The sequence below is a fragment of the Paenibacillus sp. J22P15 genome (assembly GCF_056269345.1).
On record NZ_JBWDNT010000002.1, the window covers coordinates 13028 to 37253 of the forward strand.

At 44.3% G+C, this 24226-nt stretch carries 20 protein-coding genes and 1 pseudogene; 18 read left to right on the forward strand and 3 right to left on the reverse strand.

What is annotated here, in order from left to right:
- Positions 1–44 precede the first annotated feature (44 nt).
- Positions 45–932: a DUF6999 family protein gene (locus AC0YN6_RS04970; RefSeq protein ID WP_475745550.1), complete on the reverse strand. Its 888-nt coding sequence runs from the start codon at positions 930–932 to the stop codon at positions 45–47.
- Entirely contained in the window at positions 929–2803 is a 1875-nt protein-coding gene (locus AC0YN6_RS04975) for a 3-oxoacyl-[acyl-carrier-protein] synthase III C-terminal domain-containing protein (RefSeq protein WP_475745551.1), read from the reverse strand. The genes AC0YN6_RS04970 and AC0YN6_RS04975 overlap by 4 nt, the downstream gene beginning before the upstream one ends.
- Before the next feature lie 436 nt (positions 2804–3239).
- Between AC0YN6_RS04975 and abc-f the strand changes: the two genes are divergently transcribed.
- The 17 genes and pseudogenes from abc-f to AC0YN6_RS05060 all read left to right on the forward strand — a co-directional run bounded on the left by abc-f (position 3240) and on the right by AC0YN6_RS05060 (position 20115).
- Positions 3240–5054 carry a ribosomal protection-like ABC-F family protein gene (gene abc-f / locus AC0YN6_RS04980; protein ID WP_475745552.1) on the forward strand — a complete coding sequence of 605 codons (1815 nt, stop codon included), beginning with the start codon at positions 3240–3242 and terminating at the stop codon, positions 5052–5054.
- A gap of 32 nt (positions 5055–5086) precedes the next feature.
- Entirely contained in the window at positions 5087–5533 is a 447-nt protein-coding gene (locus AC0YN6_RS04985) for a DUF4362 domain-containing protein (protein ID WP_475745553.1), read from the forward strand.
- A gap of 177 nt (positions 5534–5710) precedes the next feature.
- Positions 5711–5914, forward strand: a complete 204-nt coding sequence (locus AC0YN6_RS04990; RefSeq protein WP_475745554.1) for a helix-turn-helix transcriptional regulator — start codon at positions 5711–5713, stop codon at positions 5912–5914.
- Positions 5915–6802: 888 nt separating this feature from the next.
- On the forward strand, positions 6803–7396 hold the full coding sequence (locus AC0YN6_RS04995; RefSeq protein WP_475745555.1) for a TerD family protein: 594 nt from the start codon (positions 6803–6805) through the stop codon (positions 7394–7396).
- Between the two features lie 28 nt (positions 7397–7424).
- Positions 7425–8006 (forward strand): TerD family protein, encoded by a 582-nt coding sequence (locus AC0YN6_RS05000; RefSeq protein WP_475745556.1) that lies wholly within the window; start codon positions 7425–7427, stop codon positions 8004–8006.
- 186 nt (positions 8007–8192) lie between these two features.
- A complete protein-coding gene (locus tag AC0YN6_RS05005; protein ID WP_475745557.1) occupies positions 8193–8771 on the forward strand; it encodes a TerD family protein in 579 nt (192 codons plus the stop codon).
- 73 nt (positions 8772–8844) lie between these two features.
- The gene (locus AC0YN6_RS05010; protein ID WP_475745558.1) at positions 8845–10122 is read left to right on the forward strand and encodes a TerD family protein; all 1278 of its coding nucleotides are present in this window, start codon (positions 8845–8847) and stop codon (positions 10120–10122) included.
- A gap of 24 nt (positions 10123–10146) precedes the next feature.
- Entirely contained in the window at positions 10147–10938 is a 792-nt protein-coding gene (locus AC0YN6_RS05015; RefSeq protein WP_475745559.1) for a TerC family protein, read from the forward strand.
- 100 nt (positions 10939–11038) lie between these two features.
- Positions 11039–12244: an HpcH/HpaI aldolase/citrate lyase family protein gene (locus AC0YN6_RS05020; protein WP_475745560.1), complete on the forward strand. Its 1206-nt coding sequence runs from the start codon at positions 11039–11041 to the stop codon at positions 12242–12244.
- Between the two features lie 76 nt (positions 12245–12320).
- Positions 12321–13490: pseudogene (locus AC0YN6_RS05025) on the forward strand (phosphoribosyltransferase family protein); the annotation flags it as partial.
- Complete coding sequence (locus AC0YN6_RS05030) at positions 13491–14669, forward strand: cysteine protease StiP family protein (RefSeq protein ID WP_475746253.1); 1179 nt, start codon at positions 13491–13493, stop codon at positions 14667–14669.
- The gene (locus AC0YN6_RS05035; protein ID WP_475745561.1) at positions 14666–15463 is read left to right on the forward strand and encodes an HAD family hydrolase; all 798 of its coding nucleotides are present in this window, start codon (positions 14666–14668) and stop codon (positions 15461–15463) included. Before AC0YN6_RS05030 ends, AC0YN6_RS05035 begins: the two co-directional genes overlap by 4 nt.
- A gap of 47 nt (positions 15464–15510) precedes the next feature.
- Positions 15511–16539, forward strand: coding sequence for an ATP-grasp domain-containing protein (locus tag AC0YN6_RS05040; RefSeq protein WP_475745562.1), 1029 nt, complete (start codon positions 15511–15513; stop codon positions 16537–16539).
- 245 nt (positions 16540–16784) lie between these two features.
- Entirely contained in the window at positions 16785–17477 is a 693-nt protein-coding gene (locus AC0YN6_RS05045) for a hypothetical protein (protein WP_475745563.1), read from the forward strand.
- Positions 17478–17495: 18 nt separating this feature from the next.
- Positions 17496–18590: a toxic anion resistance protein gene (locus AC0YN6_RS05050; RefSeq protein WP_475745564.1), complete on the forward strand. Its 1095-nt coding sequence runs from the start codon at positions 17496–17498 to the stop codon at positions 18588–18590.
- A 314-nt stretch (positions 18591–18904) separates the two neighbouring features.
- Complete coding sequence (locus AC0YN6_RS05055; RefSeq protein WP_475745565.1) at positions 18905–19471, forward strand: hypothetical protein; 567 nt, start codon at positions 18905–18907, stop codon at positions 19469–19471.
- Between the two features lie 53 nt (positions 19472–19524).
- Positions 19525–20115: a thymidine kinase gene (locus AC0YN6_RS05060; RefSeq protein WP_475745566.1), complete on the forward strand. Its 591-nt coding sequence runs from the start codon at positions 19525–19527 to the stop codon at positions 20113–20115.
- Between the two features lie 83 nt (positions 20116–20198).
- On the opposite strand, the gene AC0YN6_RS05065 is transcribed toward AC0YN6_RS05060, so the two are convergent.
- The gene (locus AC0YN6_RS05065) at positions 20199–20645 is read right to left on the reverse strand and encodes a tellurite resistance TerB family protein (RefSeq protein ID WP_475745567.1); all 447 of its coding nucleotides are present in this window, start codon (positions 20643–20645) and stop codon (positions 20199–20201) included.
- A gap of 591 nt (positions 20646–21236) precedes the next feature.
- On the opposite strand from AC0YN6_RS05065, the gene htpG reads away from it, so the two are divergent.
- Positions 21237–23117 carry a molecular chaperone HtpG gene (gene htpG / locus AC0YN6_RS05070; protein ID WP_475745568.1) on the forward strand — a complete coding sequence of 627 codons (1881 nt, stop codon included), beginning with the start codon at positions 21237–21239 and terminating at the stop codon, positions 23115–23117.
- Positions 23118–24226: the final 1109 nt, after the last annotated feature.

Below are 24226 nucleotides of genomic sequence, written 5' to 3' on the forward strand. Positions count from 1 at the left end.
AGGCAATCTCCCAGTAAGCGGAGGTTGCCTTCTTTGCATGGTAATCAGCAGCTGTCCTGCTGCTGTTGCTTTAGCTTGAGCTCGACGAGGAGCGCGTGCAGCTGCTCTGTAGCTAGACCGTGAAGCACAAGACGAAAGCCTGCCTTAAGCGTCGTGAGCGGCACCATTGGATGCTTGTTGTTGATCAGAGCAAGCCTGTCGTTGCTGCCGATAATTTTGGAGGCAAGGATTCCAATGGTTTCATCGAGCTGCAACGAATTGGTCGCTCTCCAGAAGTCATTGTCCGTGAGGAACATTTGGTAGACGGGAGTGAAGCATTCAATCGCTGTCGTCAAATCCATAAAGTTGGTCCAGCGATTTGGCATTTGCTCAATAGGCAGAGGTGTTGACGTAATGGCGTTAAAGTTAAGCCGATCCTGACGCGTGACTTCAAGTCCTTTTTGCCGCAGCTCTCGATTGAGATTGATGACGAAGTTGTATAGGTTGAGATCATGAATTAGAAAGAGATCATCTTTTACCGGCTCTAGATTGGTTGGTTTAAGTGGATTACTTTCGATTTGAACGTCAGGCACGTTATCGCGAATGAAGCCGAGTACCTCCGAACCGAGATAAAAGTGGCGTAAAATCATGAAATTAGCAGCCGGGCTGACGAATGTCTTCATCCCGAAATAGAGTACGCGATGAAGAAGCTTAGACGAAGTAAGCGCCTTTGGCACTATAATTTTATAAATTTGCAGCACAATAATCATGAGTCTGGCAAAAGGCCGCAGCAAGGGCAATAGAAATTGCCGCGATTTGCTTGAGCAATCCTTGAGATAAGCCGCCTTCGCTTCCTCATTGAACGGAATACTCTGATCCATGAAGATAGCAAGAAACGGATTTGGATCGTTTTTGTCATGGGGCATATGATTGAAATAATCAGCATTACTCATACATTACCCAGCTCCTCTAATTGCAGCAGGTATAGACGAGCCGTCGTTTTTGCTGTTTTTACGATCCGCTGAGCAATTTCGGCTGTCAGCAACGGATGCTGTACGACTGACTCGAGCCGCTCGAAATGCTTCTCATCAGAGTCGCTATGATAAAGCAGGAACGATACCTCTTCATCGCTGAGGCCCAGCTGATCGCGAATCATTTCGCCCCAATAGCGCGCCATTCGGCAGCCAAGCCCCTCTATAATCCACATAGCTCCAATGAGATCAAATGGATTATCACGGCTAGCGCGTTGAAATAAGTAAGCTGACATCGCTTCGCTGCCGATATTTTTCTCGCCCGATTGAATTTGCGCTAAGTCTCCTCCGATGGCAACATAGTTGCGCTCCAGTATTTGAAAGTCGCGATGCTCATCGCGCGCATGTGCAATGAACGTTGATCGAAGATCGATATGTTCAATCGCTATAAACGAAGCTGCGCGGGCGATCCACTGGGAACCGTCAATGACCTGCTGGCGTATGTTTTCCATCAGCGCCTTGTAATCCTGAAGCGTGAATTTGTTGTTGTACAGTTTATGAATAACCGGGACATGTGCCAGCTTTTGCTCAAAATCAATCCATACCTGTACCAGCTGCCTGACGAGCTGAGCTTGAACGTCATCTGCTTCATCGTACTCCAGATGAGGAGCCTCAGGCTGTCGCTCTTCAAATGTTATGTTCGTCGCACCATCTTCGCTCGCTGCTGATCCAACAACTGTCATCAGCATATACGAGGTTTGGAATCTGCCGCTTTCCGGCACCATGCATAATACTTGCTCACCCGGCTTCAAATGGCCTTCGTTAAGCAGCTCCTCCAGCATGATGTAGATGGATGCTGCACCGGTGTTACCCTTTGTATATAAATTCGTAAACCATTTCTCCTCGGGTATGGTGAGTCCACCGAGCTGCAGCAGCTTAAATATTTCTTCGCGGAAAAAATGGGAGGAATAATGGCATACCATCCAATCGATAGCTTGGGGATCGATCTTGCCTTCATCCACCAGCTCGAAGAAACGATTAACCCCAACCTTGGGCATTTCATTTACGAGTCGAATATCTTGTTTTAAATTGAGTGCTCCGTTGTCAGCTGCTTCATGAATGGAGGCAGAGTCAAGCCAGCTCGCTTGCTCAGCATTCTCCTTATTGATCCCCGCATACATGCATACATCATAGAGATTGGCGTAGGATCTGTTGTCGATCCATTCGATGCGCAGCGATAGCCCGCTTGCGGCAGGCTGATGCTGAAGAACCGCTGCTCCTGCGCCATCAGATAACATAAATCGCAGAAAGTCGGTATCAAAGGGGATAGGACGCTCGGAGAGAGCCTGCTGCGATTCGAACCTCGTATGTTTAAACACGCGGCTCGGAAATTCGCTGGCACAGGAAATTGCCGTCTGCTGCTCCCCTGATTGCACATGCAGGTAGGCGTTTTTCATAGCTTGCATACCGCTTGCGCAAACACCATGATGTGTGGCTACCTCCACTACGGGAAGGCTCGTTTCGGCATGAACCATGCTAGCGAAGCCAGGCACTAGCAAATCACCTTGGGTTGTACCGACAGCCATAAACTCGATTTGATGGTCCAATGCCGCTTTATTCCGTGCAAGCGCATCGCGTATTGCGAGAGCTGCCATTTGTGCATTTGAGTATACACTCTTTTGCTCTTTGTTTATCGCATAATGACGAAAACGTATTTTGTTTTGCTCGAGAATTCGCCTCATCGATTTGGAGCTTTTACCGTTTATTTTGCCAAGATAGTCCTCAATTTGATCGTTGCTTACAGGCGATCCGGGCAAAAACTTGCCAATGCTCGTTATATAAACAGGATTCATGAAGCACCTCCGATAAGGTTATATTTATAAATCTTATGATCGTCGATGCTGCTTCTTAATCCTAGTACTAACTTTATTTAGTACCTCGTTTAAAAGGGGGGGACTTGAATTTTCCAGTATACGTCTTATATAATAAACGCATAACAAAACTGATGACTGACGGAGGTAACCAAGCCGATGAAGTAATTACACGATTCCTGTAAACAACTTGTTTAAGTACAAGCGGCGTTCTCAATAACGAGAACCGGTCAGGGATACGTGCGTCGATTTGGGGACTTATGTATAGTCAATCAGCAGCGATAGATATGAGATGTTTACCCGCTATGCAGTGGCGTGACACATCCTTATTTCCGTTTACCTGATATTCCCCTACGTATTCGACCGTGTGCCGCAGGCCACGGTTTTTTATTTTGCATGCAGAGATGGGGAATGATCTATGATGCTATTAAAAGTTAAACATGTGAATAAAGAATGGGACGGCAATTTGTTGTTCGAAAATATAAGTTTTGAGGTTCAAGAAGGTGAACGGCTTGCGCTGTTTGGGCGTAATGGTGTGGGCAAAACGACGCTGCTGCAAGGATTGACCGGCAGACTTGCGCTAGACGGCGGCGAGGTACAGCGACGGTTGCCTATAGAGGAATGGGGATGGCTTGACCAGCAAGCGCAGTCAAATTCCTCGCTTACGCTGTTAGAGTTCGTTCAGGCAGGCTCGGAGGAATTGTTTCGTTTGAAGTGTACGATGATTGAGCTGACACAGCAAATGCAGGAGGAAACGAGTGATAAGCTGTTAAGCCTTTATAGCGATCTGTACGAAAGGTATACGCAGCTTGACGGCTATAGCTGGGAGATGAAGGTGGAGAAATGCTTAACGCAGTTAAGCTTTGATTCATCATTGTGGGGCTTGTCATTTGCACAGCTCAGCGGAGGTCAGAAGACAAAAGCGCAATTGGCGGCGCTGATGGTTAGGGAGCCGAAGCTGGTCGTGCTGGATGAGCCGACGAACCACCTGGATTCGTCGGCGCTGGATTGGCTCGAGCAATGGGTGCATGAGTACCCGGGTACGGTTGTGTATGTATCGCATGATCGAACGTTCATCGACCGTACAGCAACGACCGTTCTGGAGCTTGAGCGGCATGGCTGCCGTCGTTATTCTGGAGGATACTCTGCGTATAAGGCGCAGAAAGAGCTGGAGTTAAGAACGCAAGAGGCACTGCACAAGAAGCAGGAGCTGGAGCGGGAGAAGCTGCTTGAGAGCATACGGATGTATGCAGAATGGTTTCAGCAAGCGCACAAGGCGGCGGGTCAAAATGATTTTTTGAGATCAAAATCAAAGAAAAATGTTTCACGCCTGCACGCGAAGGAATCAGCACTCGAACGATTAGACCGTGAGAAGGTGCAGAAGCCGCGTGAGGAGTCGCAGCTTCGCATGCAACTGGAGACGGATGGTTTTGCAGCTGCTACGCTGCTGCGGATGGAAGATGTCGGCTTTGCATATGAGGGTCAGAAGCAGATCTATAATCGTCTCAGCTTGACCATCGGAAGAGGCGACCGCCTTGCTGTGCTTGGTCCGAACGGAGCGGGGAAGTCGACCCTGCTGAAGCTTGCGACAGGGAGCTTAATGCCAAGCAAAGGCAAGGTAATTATTCATCCACAAGTGAAGATCGGATATTTTGAACAGGAGCTTGAACAGCTCGACAATGACACGACTATTTTAGACAGTTTGCTGATGCTTCCGGAGATGACGCAATCCCATGCAAGGACGATTCTGGGCTGCTTTTTATTTTCGAAGGAGGATGTTTTTAAGCGAATTAGGGATTTGAGCAGGGGTGAGAGATGCAGAGTCGCCTTTTTAAAGTTGTATTTTGGCAAAGCGAACCTGCTCGTGCTGGATGAACCGACGAACTATTTGGATATTAGTACGCGAGAGCAGGTAGAGCAGGCGCTGCAGCATTATCCAGGCGCGGTTCTGCTTGTAACTCATGATCGTTATTTAATTCGTCAAGCAGCGAATCGCCTGCTCGTGCTGAATGAGCAGAGTGAACCAAGCTTATTCCACGGATCTTATGAGGAGTATATGTCTAAGGATCGAAGCCGCTTGTTGTCTACGGAAGAACAGGTGGGCCAAAATGAGCGAGAAATGCTCCAGCTGCGTTTAACGCAGCTCATGAGCAGTGAACAGTCGGATGATCCGGTGGAGCAGCAGAAGTTAATGGATGAAATTCGTAAGCTGCGCGCGCAAATAAACAGTTAGTTAAAGGGCTGGGAGAGGACGGATTTACAATCATGATTATCAGAAAAATAACCGTTATTGCAGTGATGATGTTCACGTTGGCTGGGTGTGCTGGTCAGGAGGGGCAGGCTAAATTGCCTCAGCAAAGTGTTGACGATTTATACGACTATACGATCAATGAAAATGAAGACGTCATAGCTAGAACGGCTGAAGTAACGAATAGTAAGAGACTGGATGATTTTATAAGTGAAGCGACAGATCAAGTGCGAGTTGTTCGCTTTATAACAGAGGGCAACCCGATTTTTTATGATCTTTTGCGGAAAGAAAATCAGATTGAGGTACGTTACGATACGTCTCAGGATCAGTATGGTTCATCAAGTGTGAAAACCTATTTATGTGATTCGCTGCAAAAAGAAGAAGAAGGACGCGTTTTTGCTTACAAGCTGAAAGGCTGCGGGTTGGCCGGCAAGTCGGTGAATTTGTTGGATGTTCCAATCTAAATGGGACAAATAAGGGAGGGAGGGGCTATCCATGGGATAGCTCCTTTTTTTTGTTCTAGACGGTATCACGACGATTTATAGAAAGTCATTTATTTGAAATTAATGCAATATATAGTTTAAATTTAGTTGGATATAAATTACAATATTTCCTAAGTGGGGATTGGAAGGTGAGAAGAGATGGGCGGAAACAAAAACGTGAAATTGAAGCTGGCTAGAGTAGAAAATGATATGTCGCAGGAGCAGTTGGCTGACGCGGTTGGTGTTACGAGGCAAACGATAGGGCTCATCGAAGCGGGTAATTATAATCCGAGTATTCGTCTGTGCGTCGCCATTTGCAAGACGCTTGGCAAAACATTAAATGATCTATTTTGGGAGGAATAAGGATGAAGGTAAACGGATGAACGGATTACTTCAGAGGTTTGCGCGACGCGATAGCCAGCACCAACAGCACCCAAAGCATTAAAAGCGCGGGCAGTTCGCAAGAGAAGCAATAGAGTTGCTGAATGAGCTGCATTTTATGTATAGGAGAATGTCCCGTAAGTCAGTGGAAAACTATTTTTGAGGTAAAGGCGTGTTATATCAGTAGAAGAGAGCTATTAATGGCACGATCTATGAAGGAATCATTGCGATTGTTAAAGAGGGAACGATTGCGCTCTTTCCCAGGTTCGATTAATTGACGCTGATCTTGGTAAAAATAATATGATTGTGAGGAAAAGAAAGCAGCAATCCGTTCATTCTAATCTTTCGAGAGGACAAGGGATAATAAAAACAACCCGTTTATAAGGAGCAGTGCACCAAAAATAAGGATGGTTTTATTCTTTTTGATAAATTCCATTCGAACACCTCGCGACTCCGTATTTACTACTTATAATTATCTCGTTTATGCACTAATTTTTCCACCTTTTTTTTGGTAAAATGAAGCGAAAAAATGGCTGTGGAACAAAAATCTCATGTTGTTTAACCTATGGTTGCGTTATTTCCGCAGTATTGTTCACTATTTTGTAGAAATTTGTAATTGGAGCAGCAATTGTTATAAAATTGATGTAGAGATGCTACGTTAAGCAGTATCCCTTCAATGCTGCTTTTTTTCTATATTAAGTTGCCGTAAAGTAGAGGTAATATTCAGGTTTTGTAGAATAATGTATGGATCGCACAAATTTTTTTTGGAACTTGCGTGTCGAATGGGCGTATTGATGGTTAGTAAGTTTGTAACAGCTTCTTTGTTTGTTCAACTACTAGTAAACCTTAAGGAAAGGGGGTGCAAATACAATGGCTATCTCTCTCGTAAAAGGTCAGAAAGTAGATTTAACGAAAGGCAATGCTGGACTCAGCAAAGTTATCGTTGGTCTAGGTTGGGATCCTGCAGCAGTTAAAGGCGGATTTTTCGGAATGAAAAAGGCGGCTAACGTTGACTGTGACGCTTCAGCTTTATTGCTGGATGCGAATGGTAAGCTAAGCGGCGAGAAAAATCTCGTATGTTTCTACAACAAGCAAAGCGGATGTAATTCAGTCGTTCATACGGGCGACAATATTACCGGTGATGGCGATGGCGATGATGAGCAAATTATCGTACAGCTTGATCGTGTTCCAACTGACGTTCACAAGATCCTTTGTGTCGTTAACATTTACGAATGTGAATCTAGAAAACAAGATTTTGGCATGATCAAATCTGCCTTTATTCGTATCGTCAACCCTGCGAACAACCAAGAATTGATTCGCTTCAACTTAACTGATGATTATTCTGGTAAAACGGCTCTAGTTGTCGGTGAGCTTTACAGACACAACGGTGAATGGAAGTTTAACGCAATTGGGGAAGGCACTCATGCTCCCCATGTCGATATTCTAGCTCGTCAGTACAAATAAATTTATGTGAGAAAAGAGGGCTTTTAAAATGGCAATCAGCTTATCCAAAGGACAAAAAATCGATCTCACGAAAACAAACCCAGGTCTTACAAAAATTACAGTAGGTCTAGGCTGGGATACTAATAAATATGATGGCGGTAAAGATTTTGACCTTGATGCTTCTGTTTTCTGCTTGAACGGACAAGGCAAAGCGGGTTCTGAATCTGATTTCATTTTCTACAACAACCCAAAAAACAGCAATGGTTCTGTCGTTCATACGGGCGATAACCGTACGGGCGCAGGCGATGGCGACGATGAGAAAGTCAGCGTTGACCTTTCTGCTGTACCAGCTGAAACGGACAAAATTGCATTCTGCATCACGATCTATGATGGTGCTGAACGTGCGCAAAACTTTGGACAAGTATCCAACGCTTTCGTTCGTATCGTTGATGACCAAAGCGGTACAGAGCTTATCCGTTACGATCTTGGTGAAGATTTCTCCGTAGAAACAGCAGTAATCGTAGGTGAACTATACCGTCATTCCGGCGAGTGGAAGTTCAGCGCGATCGGTAGCGGCTTCCAAGACGGCCTAGGCGGTCTTGCTCGCAACTTTGGTTTAGCTGCCGGCTAGTCATAATTAACTACCCGTAAGGGGTCGCCTGAGGCGGCCCTTTTTTGGAGTACTAGTTTTGAAATGAACGTATAACATACGTTCTCTTACATTGCACTAGGAGACAACGATTAACAAAACAGTCTAAGAAAGACTTTGCACTGACTTTGACGTTTGAACCTAGTCATTATAAGGAGGAATAGAACGATGTCTATTAATCTTTCCAAAGGGCAACGAATTGATCTCACCAAAACGAACCCCGGTCTAACAAAGGTAGTTCTCGGTCTAGGCTGGGATACAAACAAGTATACAGGCGGCGGCGAAATTGACATGGATGCAAGTGCATTTCTTCTGCATCAGGATGGCAAAGCCAAGGACGAGAAGGATTTTGTGTTTTATAATGCTCTGATTGCGTATAACGGGGCTGTTGAGCATACGGGCGATAACCGAACTGGTGAAGGTGACGGGGACGACGAGCAAATCAAAATTGATTTTGTTAAGGTTCCACCACACATTCAGCGGATCGGAATTAGCGTCACCATTCATGATGCTGAATCTAAACATCAAAACTTTGGACAAGTATCCAATGCGTTTGTTCGTTTAGTTGATGAGACTTCTGGAAGAGAAGTATTGCGTTACGACCTAGGAGAAGATTTCTCTGTTGAAACGGCGATCGTTTTTTGCGAGCTCTATCGACAGGGGGCAGATTGGAAGTTTCAAGCGGTAGGATCTGGCTTCTCAGGCGGACTAGCTGCGCTTTGTCGTAACTATGGGCTGACGGTTTAAGTCATATAGCATATAGGGTGGCAGTTCGAGGGTTTGTCGCCCTATAAAAATATTACCGAGAGGCGGTTTGTACATGGAGCTGGCATTAATGAAAGGTCAAAAAGCGGATATTACTAAAAATAATCCTTCCATAAAAAACCTTCTAGTTGGAATGGGATGGAATAGTGCAGCTGGTGTAGATGTCGACTTCTCGGCTTTTCTATTACGTGCGAACGGAAAAACAGCTGGTGACCAAGATTTGATTTTTTACAGCAATCCTAAAGATGCCAGCGGATCTATTCAACTGGCAAATGATAATAAACGTAGTTTTGCAGGGAAAACTGATCAGGAACAAGTAATGATTGCGATTAGCAATGTGCCTCAAGCGATTGAACGTATTTCTTTTACTTTAACCATTTATGATGGGGAAGCGAAGAGACAAAGTTTTTCTAGCGTGAATGATGCCTATATTCGGATTATTGACGAAGGAACAGGACGCGAAATTTTGCGCTATGATCTCGGAAAAAATTTCTCTGTTGAGACTGCTATAGTCGTAGGAGATTTATATAGATATAATGGCGAATGGAAATTCAATGCCATTGGGTCTGGCTATTCGGGCGGTCTTGCTGCACTCTGCAATAGCTTTGGTATTGAAGTGAAGGCTGATGCACCTGCTCCCGCGCCACCGCCAGCTCCGATACCAGTGAAAGCACCACTTATTCCACCTAAACCTCCTGAACCAATCGTTCCTGAGCCAAGCAGTGCGCCAATAAGTCTTAGCAAGATCTCGCTGAAAAAGCGTGGAGACGTCATCAATTTACAAAAAGGTGCCGGATCGCTTGGTGAGATTGTCGTTAATTTAAATTGGAATCAAAAGAAAGCTTCGACTGGTTTTTTTGGACGTTCAAGTGGTGTTGATTTAGATGTCGGATGTTTGTTTGAACTGAAGAACGGAATGAAGGGCTCTGTTCAAGCATTAGGCAGCAGCTTCGGTGATTTCTCGCGGGCACCGTACGTTTCACTTGATGGGGATGACCGTACGGGCTCTATTACAACGGGGGAAAATCTTAGAATTAATGGGAATAAGATTTCTGAGATTAAGAGAATCGTCATCTATGCGTATATCTATGAAGGAGCTACTAACTGGGCTGAGGCAGCAGGTATTGTCACTATTGCACAGTCAGGCGGGCCTGATATAGAGGTACGAATGGACGAGCATAATAACCGCAAGGGGATGTGTGCGATTGCGATGATTGAGAACGTAAACGATCAAACCTTCAGTATTCAGCGGCTAGTGGAGTACTTCTCAGGACATAAAGAGCTTGATGAGGCTTACCGCTGGGGTCTCAGATGGGTGAAAGGAAGCAAATAATGCGAAACTCGGAGGTTTTCACCAATGGTTGATTTTTTTCAAAACGTCATAGCCAATTTCGGGAGCTTCTTTCATTGGGACAATTTGTCCCAAGTGATTATGAGTCCTACTAACTGGGGGATTATTGCAACACTCGTCATTTTAGAAGGTTTGCTATCGGCAGACAATGCGCTTGTACTAGCGGTTATGGTTAAGCATTTGCCGAAAGAACAGCAGAAGAAAGCTTTGTTTTACGGTATAATTGGCGCTTATATCTTCCGGTTTATTGCAATCGGAGTGGGCGTCTATCTCGTACAAATTACGTGGATTAAAGTCGCGGGCGGATTATATCTATTATGGATTGCGCTGAGCAACCTGTTCCATCTGGAATTCAAGCTTGCTCGTGTTGGCAATATCCCGTTAATTCCATACATCGGCAAGAAGGGTGATGGCGAAGAAGCTGAGATTCAAAATAAAGGCCACGGCTTCTGGCGTACAGTACTTGCTGTCGAGGTCATGGATATCGCGTTTAGTATCGACAGCGTTCTAGCAGCATTCGGTGTGAGTGAAGAGGTATGGGTTCTATTCCTCGGCGGTATTCTCGGCGTACTTATGATGCGTGGCGTCGCACAAGTATTCCTCAAGCTGATCGATAAGTTTCCTGAGCTTGAGAAGGCGGCTTTTATTCTAATCATCGTCATCGGATTGAAAATGATTGCAGGTGCTTATGGCTTCCATGTGCCGCATGCTGTATTCTTCGGTTTAATTATTGCTGTATTCGGAGGAACTCTTCTTTACAGCACAGCGCGTAAGAAAAGAGAATCAAAAGCGGTTTAGATTCGATAATACAAAGCTTTGTGAAAATATCCCTCAATGGAACGCGAGGGATATTTTTTCACTCTAAGATTACTTTACACAACTTTTAGGAGGGATCACTTTGAGGTATTTTAACTATCTTACCAATGAAGAAGAGCGAAATTTCTTTTACTCCCTTCCAACTCAGTTCAATAATTATGCTGACAAAGAAGTTATTGCTCACGCGATTGGTGCGGCACTTTATATGCCTGCCACCAAGGATAACATAGCAGATGATTTGGTAACCGGAAAACACGAAGGACTCGTGTCAATGGTGATAGACCTTGAAGATGCAGTAGGTGATAATCAGCTCGAATATGCTGAAGAAACATTGAAAGCTACGTTGATAAAGGTTGGTCGCTACATCTCGATTGGTTTGCTGCGCGCCGACGATGTGCCGCTTATATTCATTAGAGTACGCTCTGTTGATCAGCTGAAACGACTGCTTACTTTCTTCGGTGAAGAGATTGAATATATTACAGGAATCGTGTTTCCGAAATTTAATGTGGAGACAGGACGCGAGTATCTTAGACTGCTTCATGAATATAACAAGAACAAACGATCAACAAGCTCAACATTATATGGCATGCCTATTCTGGAAAGTTCGGACGTTATTTATCGTGAGAAAAGAGTCGAAACGCTGATTGGCATTTCCGAGCTGCTGAATGAATACAAGGCCTACGTGCTGAATGTGCGGATCGGAGCTACGGATTTCTCAAGTCTATTTGGACTTCGCAGAAGCCCGGATCATACGATTTATGATATCGGCGTCATTCGTGATTGCATAGCGGACATCGTAAATATTTTTGGACGGATGGATAATAATTATGTGATCTCTGGCCCCGTGTGGGAGTATTTCAAGAGCGATCGTGTGTTTAAGCCACAGCTGAGACAAACACCATTTGAGGAAAGTATGGGTAAGCATGGACGGATACTGCGAATGGACTATATTAACAAGTATGTGGACGGGCTTATTCGCGAAGTAGCCATGGACAAGGAAAACGGAATCATTGGAAAAACAATTATCCATCCTACTCATATTAAGCCGGTACAGTCAATGCTTGTGGTGACGCATGAAGAGTATATGGATGCGCTGCACATTATGGAAAATGAACAAGGCGATTTGGGCGTGATGAAGAGCCGTTATTCGAACAAAATGAATGAGTTTAAGCCGCATATGACATGGGCCAAACGAATATTGTTCAGATCAGACATTTATGGGGTGCTAAATGAAAACCAAAACTTCACCTGCTTACTCGCAGAAGAACGAGAATCAGCAATCGTTTAATATTATTGGAGATTTAGAGATTAGTATTGAGGTTACGAGTAATACCTTCGGTATCCCGCTAGATCAGCTATTCCAAATGGCAGCTCGTATCAATAAAAAACGCAGTTTTTTATTCGTAAGCAAGGTGCTTGGCAAGCATATTCCTGTTCGCCCGCACGTGTCCTTATTATCTGGTGCGGCACTTGGGCTTTTGTATCAACAGTTCAAGGGTGAGGAGCTTCCTATTCAGATGGAGCAGCTGCTGCATGCGTTTGAATTTCCGGAGTCAGCTGGTGAAACCTATGAACAGATGAAGCAAAGCAAGATGAACGTGGAAGAAAAAACGTTGTTTATCGGTTTTGCGGAAACGGCAACAGCTCTTGGACATAGTATGTTTGATATGTTTGAAGGTAATGCTTCATTCCTGCACACCACGCGTGAAAATATCGCCTATATGACGTCTTGCATCGATTTCGAGGAGGAGCATTCGCATGCTACGACTCATCGCTGCTACGCTAGCGATCCTTCTGTATTTGAGCTAGCTGAAACGATTGTTCTCGTTGATGACGAGATGACGACGGGCAAAACGGCAATTAATATTATTCATGACTTGAATGCTAGATATGGGAAGAAAAAATATATTGTAGCTAGTTTGCTGGATTGGCGTTCAAACGAGGATATTGAACGTTTTAGTGAACTGGAGCAAGAGCTTGGTGTATCTGTAAACTGTTTATCGCTTGTGTCAGGGCAAATTTCTGTAACAGGTACTCCAATAGAAAATACGGATAGAGCGGGCGAGCGGCAGGAATGTGAGTCGGAGCCGGTTATCGATACGCTATATACAGCTAATCGTTTTGCCAGTCTCCCTTCATTGAATGGAGAGGTTTCCTACCTGAAGCATACAGGCCGCTTCGGACTTACGGCTGAGGAAAGTATAACACTGGATGAAGAAGTAGATCAGGCGGCAGCGTTCCTTCGAGAGCATAGAGTAGGCAGCAGGGTCCTTTGTATGGGAACCGGAGAGTTTATGTTCATCCCCATGCGAGTGGCAGCCAAACTAGGCAACGATACATGGTACCAATCGAGTACTCGCAGTCCGATTCATCCTGATACCAGTTCACATTATGCGGTAAAAACCGCTTACCCCTATATTTCTCCCGAGCATGCTGATGTTATGAACTTCATGTATAACATTCCGTATGGACATTACGATGAGATGTTTTTGTTTATGGAACGTGAGGCGGCTGGTGCTGAGCTTGAGGAGCTTATGCAGGTTCTTCGCTCCTTAGGGATTAAGTTTGTTCATATCGTCTACACTAGTTGGAGAAAGCTTGCAGATCCGACTCCAATCGGCAGCTATAAGCCGGAGGATGTCACTTTTCTTCTGAAGGATCTTAGCGATATTTCGTTAGAGCAGCGAACGGAGGACCGGGAAGCGGCCATGCAGACAGGAGGTCACTACTCGGAAAGCTTGCCAATTGAATATCAGCCTAGTGATGAATATATACAATTGTTCCATAATACACTCAGCGATTCTGCATTTCGAATAGCGAGAGCTGTCGGTACTGTCTCTGAGAGAATCATTCGAAAAAATGGATTTGATGTCGTGCTTGCTTCTTTAGCGCGTGGCGGTACACCTATCGGCGTATTAATCAAACGTTATATCAAGCAAGTTTATGGCTTGGAGATTCCTCATTACAGCCTTTCGATTATTAGGGGAAAAGGTATCGACGAGAACGCTCTCTTGTATATCAATCAGAATCATCCTAATAAACGAGTGCAATTTGTCGATGGCTGGACGGGCAAAGGCGCGATTGCTAAGGTACTCATTGCTGCTTGCAGCGGGTTAAAACGAAAGTATGGTCTTGAGCTGAACGACGAGCTAGCAGTGCTTGCAGATCCGGGCTATTGCGCGAGTACGTTCGGAACAAGGGAGGATTTCCTCATTCCTAGCGCTTGCCTCAATTCGACGGTTTCGGGGTTAGTCAGTCGTACCGTGCTGCGCAGTGATTTGATCGGTGCCGATGATTTTCATGGTGCAAAGTATTATAAGGAGTGGGAGAACGCAGATCTATCGCAACTATTCGTAGATACGATTTCTGCGTATTTCGATCAGATAGCCGAAAGCTCAAAAGCTGAAGCGCTTCAGATGGAAGAAAACCCGGATGAGAATCAAATGACGTGGCAAGGTATGCAGGATATTACTCGTATCCAGCGTGATTTTGCGATCTCCGACATTAATTTCATTAAGCCAGGTGTAGGCGAAACGACCCGTGTTCTACTGCGGCGAGTGCCTTGGAAAATTCTTGTTGATCGACTCGATAATCCTAATCTGAAGCATATCCTCCTGCTCGCCAAGGACCGCGGTGTACCCGTGGAGGTTTATCCGAATATGACCTATTCATGCTGCGGCATCATCAAGGCGCTAAAGGGGGAATCGGAATGATCTTTGCAAGCGATTTGGATCAGACATTGATTTATTCCTCAAGATCCAAGGGCGAGATCGAGCTTGAAGAAATGGTTCCTGTTGAGCGTTATGAGGACAGATATATTTCCTACATGACAAAGCCAGCCATTCAGAAGCTGCAGGAGCTAATCAGCTTGGTTCGTTTCGTTCCTGTGACGACGCGTATTCCTGAGCAGTATGACCGCATATTCGGGATTAGGGAGCAGTTCCGTCCTGAATATGTTATCGTTAGCAATGGAGGCACTGTTCTGCGAAATGGGGAAATCGATCAGGAGTGGCACAGTTATGTGCGTGAAGCAGTGCGGCAGCATTGTACGGAACATACGGAAATTGCGAGCCTGTTTGCCAAAATTTCATCCACGCACTGGGTGAAGTCGACTGATCTTTGCGATGATCTATTTTATTCTATTAAAATAGAGAGAGAGCGTTTGCCGCATGAATCGTTGGAGGAGCTGAAGCTGGAGCTTGCTTCACTTGGTTGGAGCTATTCTCTTCAAGGCCGTAAAATCTATTTGGTTCCCGAGAAGGTGAGCAAGGGTGCAGCGATTCAATATGTGAAAGAGAAGCTTGCTTCAAATTTCGTATATGCAGCAGGAGATAGTTTATTAGATGAGAGCTTATTGCTTGCGGCTGATTATGCCATTTCGCCCGTACATGGCGAGTTAGGCAGATCCTATGCGACGCATCCTCACATTCAATTTACACAAGCCAGAGGTGCGCTTGCATCGGAAGAATTGCTAGATTCCATCTTAGAGCATGCACGCAGATCATGAACGCAGTAGCTAAATATCTTTAATCAGATGGAAGAAGGTAATCATACATGACACGTGTTTATATGAATCGTTGGTTTTCAGTAGCCTACCATTACATTAATATGATTCGGAATAATCCAAATGGCGAGCCTTTTGAATTTTATGGCACACATCCGGATATTAATCATATGTCTTTGCTTGCATCCGATCATATTGGAACAGAGCCGGCAGTCTTTGGACTTGAATATGTACAGTTTTGCGTAGATTTCTGCAAGAGGAATGAAATTGATATTTTCATACCCCGCCTGCATATGGAAGAAATATCGCGCTACGTACATTTGTTTGACGAGATCGGCACGAAGGTCATGGTATGTCGTGATATTGAGCTGCTAGACTCTATGATTGAGAAGGATAAATTTTATGAAGCGCTGCAAGGGAAAGAGCTCGTGACAATTCCTGACTACCGTGTCGTGAACACGGCTGAGCAATTTAAGAATGCCTATGAGGAGCTTACTGCCGCGGGGCATAAGGTATGCTTTAAGCCGACGAAGTCAGAAGGCGGAATGGGCTTCCGGATTATCGATAATGAGCGTGATCCGCTCCGTGACCTTTATGGCTATGTGACCTTGTCGACAACGTTTGAACAAGCTTATGAAACCTTGTCTTTAACTGAGCGTTTCGATACGATAATGGTAATGGAGCTGCTCGACGGAACGGAGTATAGTATTGATTGTGTGGCCACTGCAGAGGGGGATCTCATAACTGCTATTCCACGCCGCAAATCGACGGGAAGAACATACCTATTGGAGCATTCGGCGGAGCTGCTGGCGATTGCGGATCGTATTGCGACGAGCCTGCGTATTCCTTATGCTTTTAATATTCAGGTTCGTTACAGCAATGGCATTCCAAAATTGCTTGAGATCAATCCGCGTATGTCTGGCGGTCTTTATATTACGTGTTTGTCTGGCGTAAATATGCCTTATTTGGCTGTTCAAGCGCTTCAAGGAAAAACGATTGAACCGCCTAATCCACAATTCGACATCCAAGCGGGCTACGTGGAACAACCGTTGATTATGGAATTGAACCGAGTTAAATAAGCACAACTAGGAAATGTCTGTGATCCAGATGGATGGAGAACATGTTTTACAGAGTACAAGTGGATTATGAGTACTAAAGCAAAGGGGCGTGAGCCCCTTTTTTTTAGATATTGTGATCATTAATGTGGTACAAGATTCTTTTTTGTTTTTTTAAAATTGACTTCTATGTATGAATAACGAGATAATTGAATGAAGAAGACGAGCACATCGTTTAGGATAAGAAAGCTTAAAATGGAGGTGCAGTAATGAATGCATTGAAAAAGAACGTCACCATCGCAATTGGCAGTTACGCAGTCGCAGTTGTAGTTTATTGGATCTCCTCTCCGTATATAGCGATTGCGATTCCCGTGTTTGGTATATTGATCGCATTATCGTGGGGGCAGCGTAAGAGGAAAGAAATCAATCCGCCAACACGCGAGCCCGAGCTCCAGCCAAGCCCGCAAAACTCATCCCTACAACAACAAAATGCAGCTTCAACTGCTCAGGCTCCTTCGGTCATACAGTCAGCTCAACCAGCTGACAATTCGCCTTTGGTACAAGATCCCGAGCTTGCTTCTGCGTTAGAATACATCGGAATTATTGAAGATATGATTTTACTCGAAGGCGAAAAAAATAATTTAGACGATGAGATTGTACAGAAGACGCTTGCTCTGCTGTCGAGACTAAACCGATTAATTCCGGATTTAGTTGCTTTGGGAGACGAGAAAATTAATCACAACATTGTACGGCTAGTAAGGAAGGATTTAAACTCGACCATTAATCCATTTTTGCGTCTCAGTGGCGAAGCAAAGCGCCAGAATAGAAGACTTTTGCTTGATGGCATTAAGGATGTCGATTCCAAGCTTACTTTTTATACAAAGACCATTGAACAGAAGGATCTCATGGAGCTGCATACAAAGGCTGAATTAATTCAACAGCGTTATCGTCTTAACGACTAATGAAGGGAGAAATGAACAATGTCGCAACAACTCGTACAATTAAAGAATGAAGATATTCAGAAGCTGGAGCAAGAAGTTCAGAGCACGATGCAGAAGGTAGCAACTACCGATGCGATGCATTTGGATACGCTGATGGATGAGATTACGAAAAAAGGTCAGAAGACGCTTGAGCGGTCGGGGCAGACGCTTACGATGCTGGAGAGACCGCTTTCGGATCTAATGTCAGGCAAACGGTCTGAGGTGGCTAACAATATGCTTAAGCTGCGCAGCGAGGTTGAGGATTTGAGCAAAAGCAAACAACTTTCACTCGTGCAGAAGCTGCTTAGGAAAGCGCCAATGAAGGCGTATATTTATAAGTACCAATCTGCGAAGTCGAATGTTCAGGTTATCGTTAAGTCGCTTAGGGACGGTCGCGACAATCTGGAAGAGAACGTCATACACATGAGAAACTTGAAGCGCAGCAGCTTAGATAATGTATATGACCTGCAGCTGCTTGTTGAATATGGCAATCGTCTCAAAAAAATGTTCGAAGAGGAAATTGCGAAGCCGGAGAATGAGCTTCGGAAAACGTATTTGGAGCGTGGACTTCGTAAGGTTGTAACCAAGCTTCAGACCTACACGGAAATGATCATGTTGTATCAACAGGCTATTGCAGCAACAGATATTATTAATGACACGAATGATAAGCTGATGGATGCGCTGGACAGCTCGATAGATAAAACTCAGCATTTGATGTCCGTATCGGTTCTGATTGCAAGTGCCATTGACGACCAGATGAAAGCGATTGAAGCGGTCAATTCGACGAACGAGATGTTAGGCAATCAATTTGCTGAGAATGCACGCCTATTGAACGAAACGAGCGAGCGCGCCAATCAAGCATTGACGAAACCGGCAATGAGCATGGAGCTCGTTGAGCGCGCGATGTCGGATCTGTTCTCTGCAATGGATAAATACGAGAATTCCAACCGTCAAATTATCCAAACCGTATCACAGCAAACGGAGAAGATGACACAAATCAATCAAAAGGTTGGACAACGTTTAGGCATTCAAGCCGGCACAGGAGCGAATCAAGCTGAGCTGCCTGGTTCGGCCTCCAAAGGATTTTTGGAGTAAATCTGCTTCATTCAAATCAACAGGACGAGCTCTTTAGGGCTCGTTTTTTTGTTTTTTCACAGTTCTAATTAGGAGTGTCCCTGGAGTTATGGCTCATAAAGACAGGAGAGACGGCATAGTCTTAAAGAAAAACGAGGTGATCATGCTATGATTGGCGAAATTGCCCTAGCTGGACTCATTGTCGTCTTGATTGTCATTGCGAGCTTGGAAAAAGCGGAGGGTATATTGAAAGATTTTTAGCAAACGATGTTTGTGATCACCTCTGATTTAGTATAATAGGTATAAATTATACTGGATGATCGGAGGTGCTCCCATTGGAGTTTACCTATGAAATTATTTCGGAGTCGAATATTAATGTACGGTTCATTTATGGCGGAGAGTGGTTTACCTTCAATCTGTTCAACCGGGACGATCAGTGGGTCCTTCATCCTTTTGATTCTTCCTTGATTCGTAATAAAGACATGAGCAGGCTCGTCATTGCCGATCTACTCCAGCATCGACCGTTCCAAGTTATGCTGGCTAAAGAAGGTATCTTTCTCTCTGAGCTAAACACGACGATTCAGCTTGAACAGCAGCATGCGGCCGAAGTAGAATACGAAGAGCTGCCTCGTATTAATCGAGGTTCGGATATTATTTTTGACGAGCAGCGCTCCCCTGTCCATGAAACGGTCAATATTGATCAATTAATTGCGGAGAACGATCTTGAGGATTTGATTCGGCTCGAGGTACAGCTGATTGAAACACGTCAAAATCTGTATAATCAAGTGCTGCATCGGATGTTTATGGCTGATTTAGGACCAACCGATCCCGAATTCCAGAAAATCCAACAAATCGTCAAAACATATGGAGAAGCGAAAGCAAGGCTCCAGTCGATACAATAACGGAGTCGCTTCCTGTATAATAGAAGCACTGAAGGGTTCTGGAGGAGATTGGTTTGGCACAGCTTTATTACAAATACGGAACGATGAACAGCGGCAAATCGTTTGAAATTATTAAAGTGGCTCATAATTACGAGGAGCAAGGGAAGCAGGTTCTCATTTATTCCCCATCGGTAAGTGCGAGAGGAAGTATGGATCGTGTAGGTTCGCGAGTAGGCTTCGAGAGGGAAGCTATCCCGGTCCATGAGAATACGAATCTCTATGAGAGTGTGAAGGGGTTCGTTGCTGCAGCAGTACCATCCAAAATTTATTGCGTGCTGGTCGATGAGGCGCAGTTTTTGAAAAAGCATCATATTTTGGAGCTAACCCAAGTGGTGGATGAGCTTAACATACCAGTTATGGCCTTTGGTCTCAAAAATGATTTTCAAAACCAGCTTTTTGAGGGCAGCTACAATTTGCTCGTGCAAGCAGATAAAATCGAAGAAATCAAAACGATATGCTGGTACTGTGATCGGAAGGCTACAATGGTCATTCGCTATAATGATGGACAGCCGATGAACGCAGGCGAGCAAATCCAGATCGGCGGCAACGAGGATTATAAGCCCGTATGCAGACGCTGCTACAATGAGGCATTTGCCAAAGCTTGAGCGACAATTATTCGCACATAACAAAAGAACCTCCAGATCCACTGTTACAGTGGCTTTGGAGGTTCTTTCGTTTGGAATACCGATTACAGGCTGAACTCACTCGGATTTAGTTCAAGGGTATTGCAGATGTCACGCACTGCCGCTTGTTCCTTCGGGTCGAAATCGCCGTCTGCTGCTCCAATTGCGCTGCACACACTAACAATTACACGACCGACTTCTGGCTTGCTGCGGTACTTCGCGATTGCTTTAAGCGCTTCTTGCTTGCCAATCATCGCATCGAACTCCATATTTCCTACGAAATGATTAAAACGATTAATCACGTCGCTCATATCAAAAACTTTTAATTCCTCGCTGCGTCCTATGTAACCAGACATTTTTTGTTTCTCGTTTGAGTCAATGCTGCCATCAGCAGCTGCTACAATCGCACAGCCGGCTACGACCGCATCTAAGAAATCTTTATTTTTAAATTTTTTGACCTGATCGGTAAGTCCTTGTTTGCTGCTTTGCAGCCACGATTTAAATGAGCTCATATTGCTCAGCCTCCTAGAGTGAATTATTCTAATACCTCTATTGTAGATTTACTTGGGGTCATATAGCAAATTTTGCGGAAAAATGTCTGTTTCGATCGATTATATTATACAATCTATTGTACTTTCTACAATGGAGATTACTCTTATTCGACTAGCTGCTGAATTCTACTGTAATTAATACAATAGAATTACCGATTTAACCTTCATTTTTCGAATTATGATGCCAATCTGCTGCATTTCTGCAACGTAGCTCCTCGAACGGGGCGACAAGTCAGTATTCTGTTGTACTTTGTGCAATAGAGAAGGTTTACAAGTTTTGTTCAGGATAAAAAAGTTAATTTGAACGTGCTGGAGCATATGTGAATACGATTAAATGATCCAAAATAGTCGTTGGGCAGCTCCTTTTTATGGTTTTTTTGGGGATTCGGGTTGACACCGAAAAATAGTTTATGATATATAAAAAGAAGGATTGGCACTCAAGGTGTTTGAGTGCTAAAATATGAGGTAGCGGTTTAATAACCTTGAACAAGCCTTCCTGTTAAGTTACCTTCAGGCTTGATAATCATTGATGAATGGAAAGGGGATCTATCCATGTCAAAAAAACAGTTCAAAGCAGAATCTAAACGATTGTTGGAAATGATGATTAATTCCATTTATACGCAGCGGGAAATCTTCTTAAGAGAGCTTATTTCTAATGCGAGCGATGCGATCGACAAGTTATATTACAAAGCATTAACGGATGATCAAATGGTCTTCAACAAAGAAGATTATTATGTGAAAGTGGTTGCTGATAAGGCAAACAGAACGTTAACTATTACCGATACAGGTATTGGCATGACGAAGGACGAGCTTGAAAGTAACCTTGGGGTTATTGCGAAGAGCGGCTCTTTTGCCTTTAAGAATGATAATGAGATTAAGGATGGACACAACATTATTGGTCAATTCGGCGTCGGCTTCTACTCTGCTTTTATGGTCGCTGACGTAGTTACGGTTGTAACTAAAGCTTTGGGCAGCGACGAGGCTTTCAAATGGGAATCGACGGGTGCTGATGGATATACGATTGAGTCTTGTGAGAAGGATTCAGTTGGTACCGAGATTGTACTGAGCATCAAGGATAATACCGAGGATGATCAATACGATGAATACTTAGAAGAATATCGCTTAAAGTCGATTATCAAAAAATATTCTGATTTCATTCGTTACCCAATCAAGATGGATGTGAAAGGTCAACGGCCTAAAGCAGACAGTGAAAATGAGTTCGAGGAATATCAAGAGGAACAAACCGTCAACAGCATGGTGCCGATCTGGCGCAAAAATAAAAATGAGCTTACATCGGAAGATTATGATCAGTTTTATTTTGAAAAACGTTACGGCTTCGATAAACCGATCAAGCATCTTCACATTAGTGCGGATGGCGCTGTTGTCTACAATGCGATTTTGTATATTCCGGAAAGTACACCTTTCGACTATTACACGAAGGAATATGAGAAAGGGCTTGAGCTTTATTCAAATGGCGTGTTGATCATGGATAAATGCTCAGACCTGCTGCCGGATTATTTCAGCTTCGTGAAAGGTATGGTTGATTCTGAGGATCTATCGCTTAACATTTCACGTGAAATGCTGCAGCATGATCGTCAGCTGAAACTTATCGCGAAGAACATTAACAGCAAGATCAAGAGCGCTCTGCTTGGCATATTGAAGGATGATAGAGAGAAGTACGAGTCGTTCTACAAAGCATTTGGCAGACAGTTGAAATTCGGTGTATACAACGATTACGGCGTTAACAAAGAAGTGCTGCAAGACTTGCTTATGTTCCACTCCTCGAAGGAGAAGAAGCTCGTTACGCTGGATGAATACGTATCGAGAATGAGCGAGGATCAGAAGTACATCTATTATGCTTCTGGCGAATCAATTGAACGGATCGATCGACTGCCGCAAACCGAGCTTGTATCGGACAAAGGCTTTGAAATTTTGTACTTTACGGACGATATTGATGAATTTGCAATCAAAATGGTCGCGAAGTACAAGGATAAAGAATTCAAGTCAGTATCAAGCGGCGACCTGGGTATCGAATCAGATGCTTCGGATAGCGAAACAGCTGCTGACGAAGAGCAGCACAAAGAGCTCTTTGAGCAAATGAAAGAGATCCTTAATGATAAAGTAAAAAGCGTAAAAGCTTCAAAGCGTCTTAAAACGCATCCAGTATGCTTGTCTACTGAAGGCGAAGTAACGATTGAAATGGAAAAAATCTTGAAATCGATGCCGAACAACCAAGATGTGAAAGCAGATAAGGTACTCGAAATCAACGTGAACCATGAAATTTTCCAATCGTTAAAGGATGCTGCTGGGCAAGATAAAGTGAAGCTGGCTCTGTATACAAGCCTTTTGTATAACCAAGCGCTTCTAATCGAAGGCCTGCCGCTTCAAGATCCTGTAGCCTTCACAAACGATATTTGCAAAATTATGGTTTAAATAATCAACTAGAGAGTAACGATAAAGAGCCCGTACTGGATATACCAGTATGGGCTCTTTGCTTATTCGGGACAACATTCCAGTCATCCCGCATTGTGTTACTTTGGAGTTGTAAGAGCAAATACGCGCTTACAGCGTGGGGTTCGCTCGTTCGCCCACGTCGAAATGATGCTGTAAGCACGCATGGGTGCTTACAGATGACAAACTAAGGTTACTTTGGAGCTGTAAGAGCAAATACGTGCTTACAGCGTGGGTTTCGCTCGTTCGCCCAAATCGAAATGATGCTGTAAGCACGCATGGGTTCTTACAGAGGGCAGACTAAGGTTACTTTGGGGCTGTAAGAACAAATATGTGCTTAAAGCTTGGGGTTCGCTCGTACGCCCACGTCGAAATGATGCTGTAAGCACGCATGGGTGCTTACAGATGACAAACTAAGGTTACTTTGGAGCTGTAAAAGCAAATACGTGCTTACAGCGTGGGTTTCGCTCGTTCGCCCAAATCGAAATGATGCTGTAAGCACGCATGTGTGCTTACAGACGACAAACTAAGGTTACTTTGGAGCTGTAAGAGCAAATACGTGCTTACAGCTTGTGGTTCGCTCGTTCGCCCACGTCGAAATGATGCTATAAGCACGCATGCGTGCTTACAGACGACAAACTAAGGTTACTTTGAGGCTGTAAGAGCAAATACGTGCTTACAGCGTGGGGTTCGCTCGTTCGCCCACGTCGAAATGATGCTGTAAGCACGCATGGGTGCTTACAGACGACAAACTAGGGTTACTTTGGAGCTGTAAGAGCAAATACGTGCTTATAGCGTGGGGGTTGCTCGTTTGCCCACGTCGAAATGATGGTGTAAGCACGCATGGGTTCTTACAGAAGGCAAACTAAGGTTACTTTGAGGCTGTAAGAGCAAATACGCGCTTACAGCTTGTGGTTCGCTCGTTCGCCCACGTCGAAATGATGCTGTAAGCACGCATGGGTTCTTACAGACGACAAACTAAGGTTACTTTGGAGCTGTAAGAGCAAATACGCGCTTACAGTGTGGGGGTTGCTCGTTCGCCCACGTCGAAATGATGCTGTAAGCACGCATGGGTTCTTACAGACGACAAA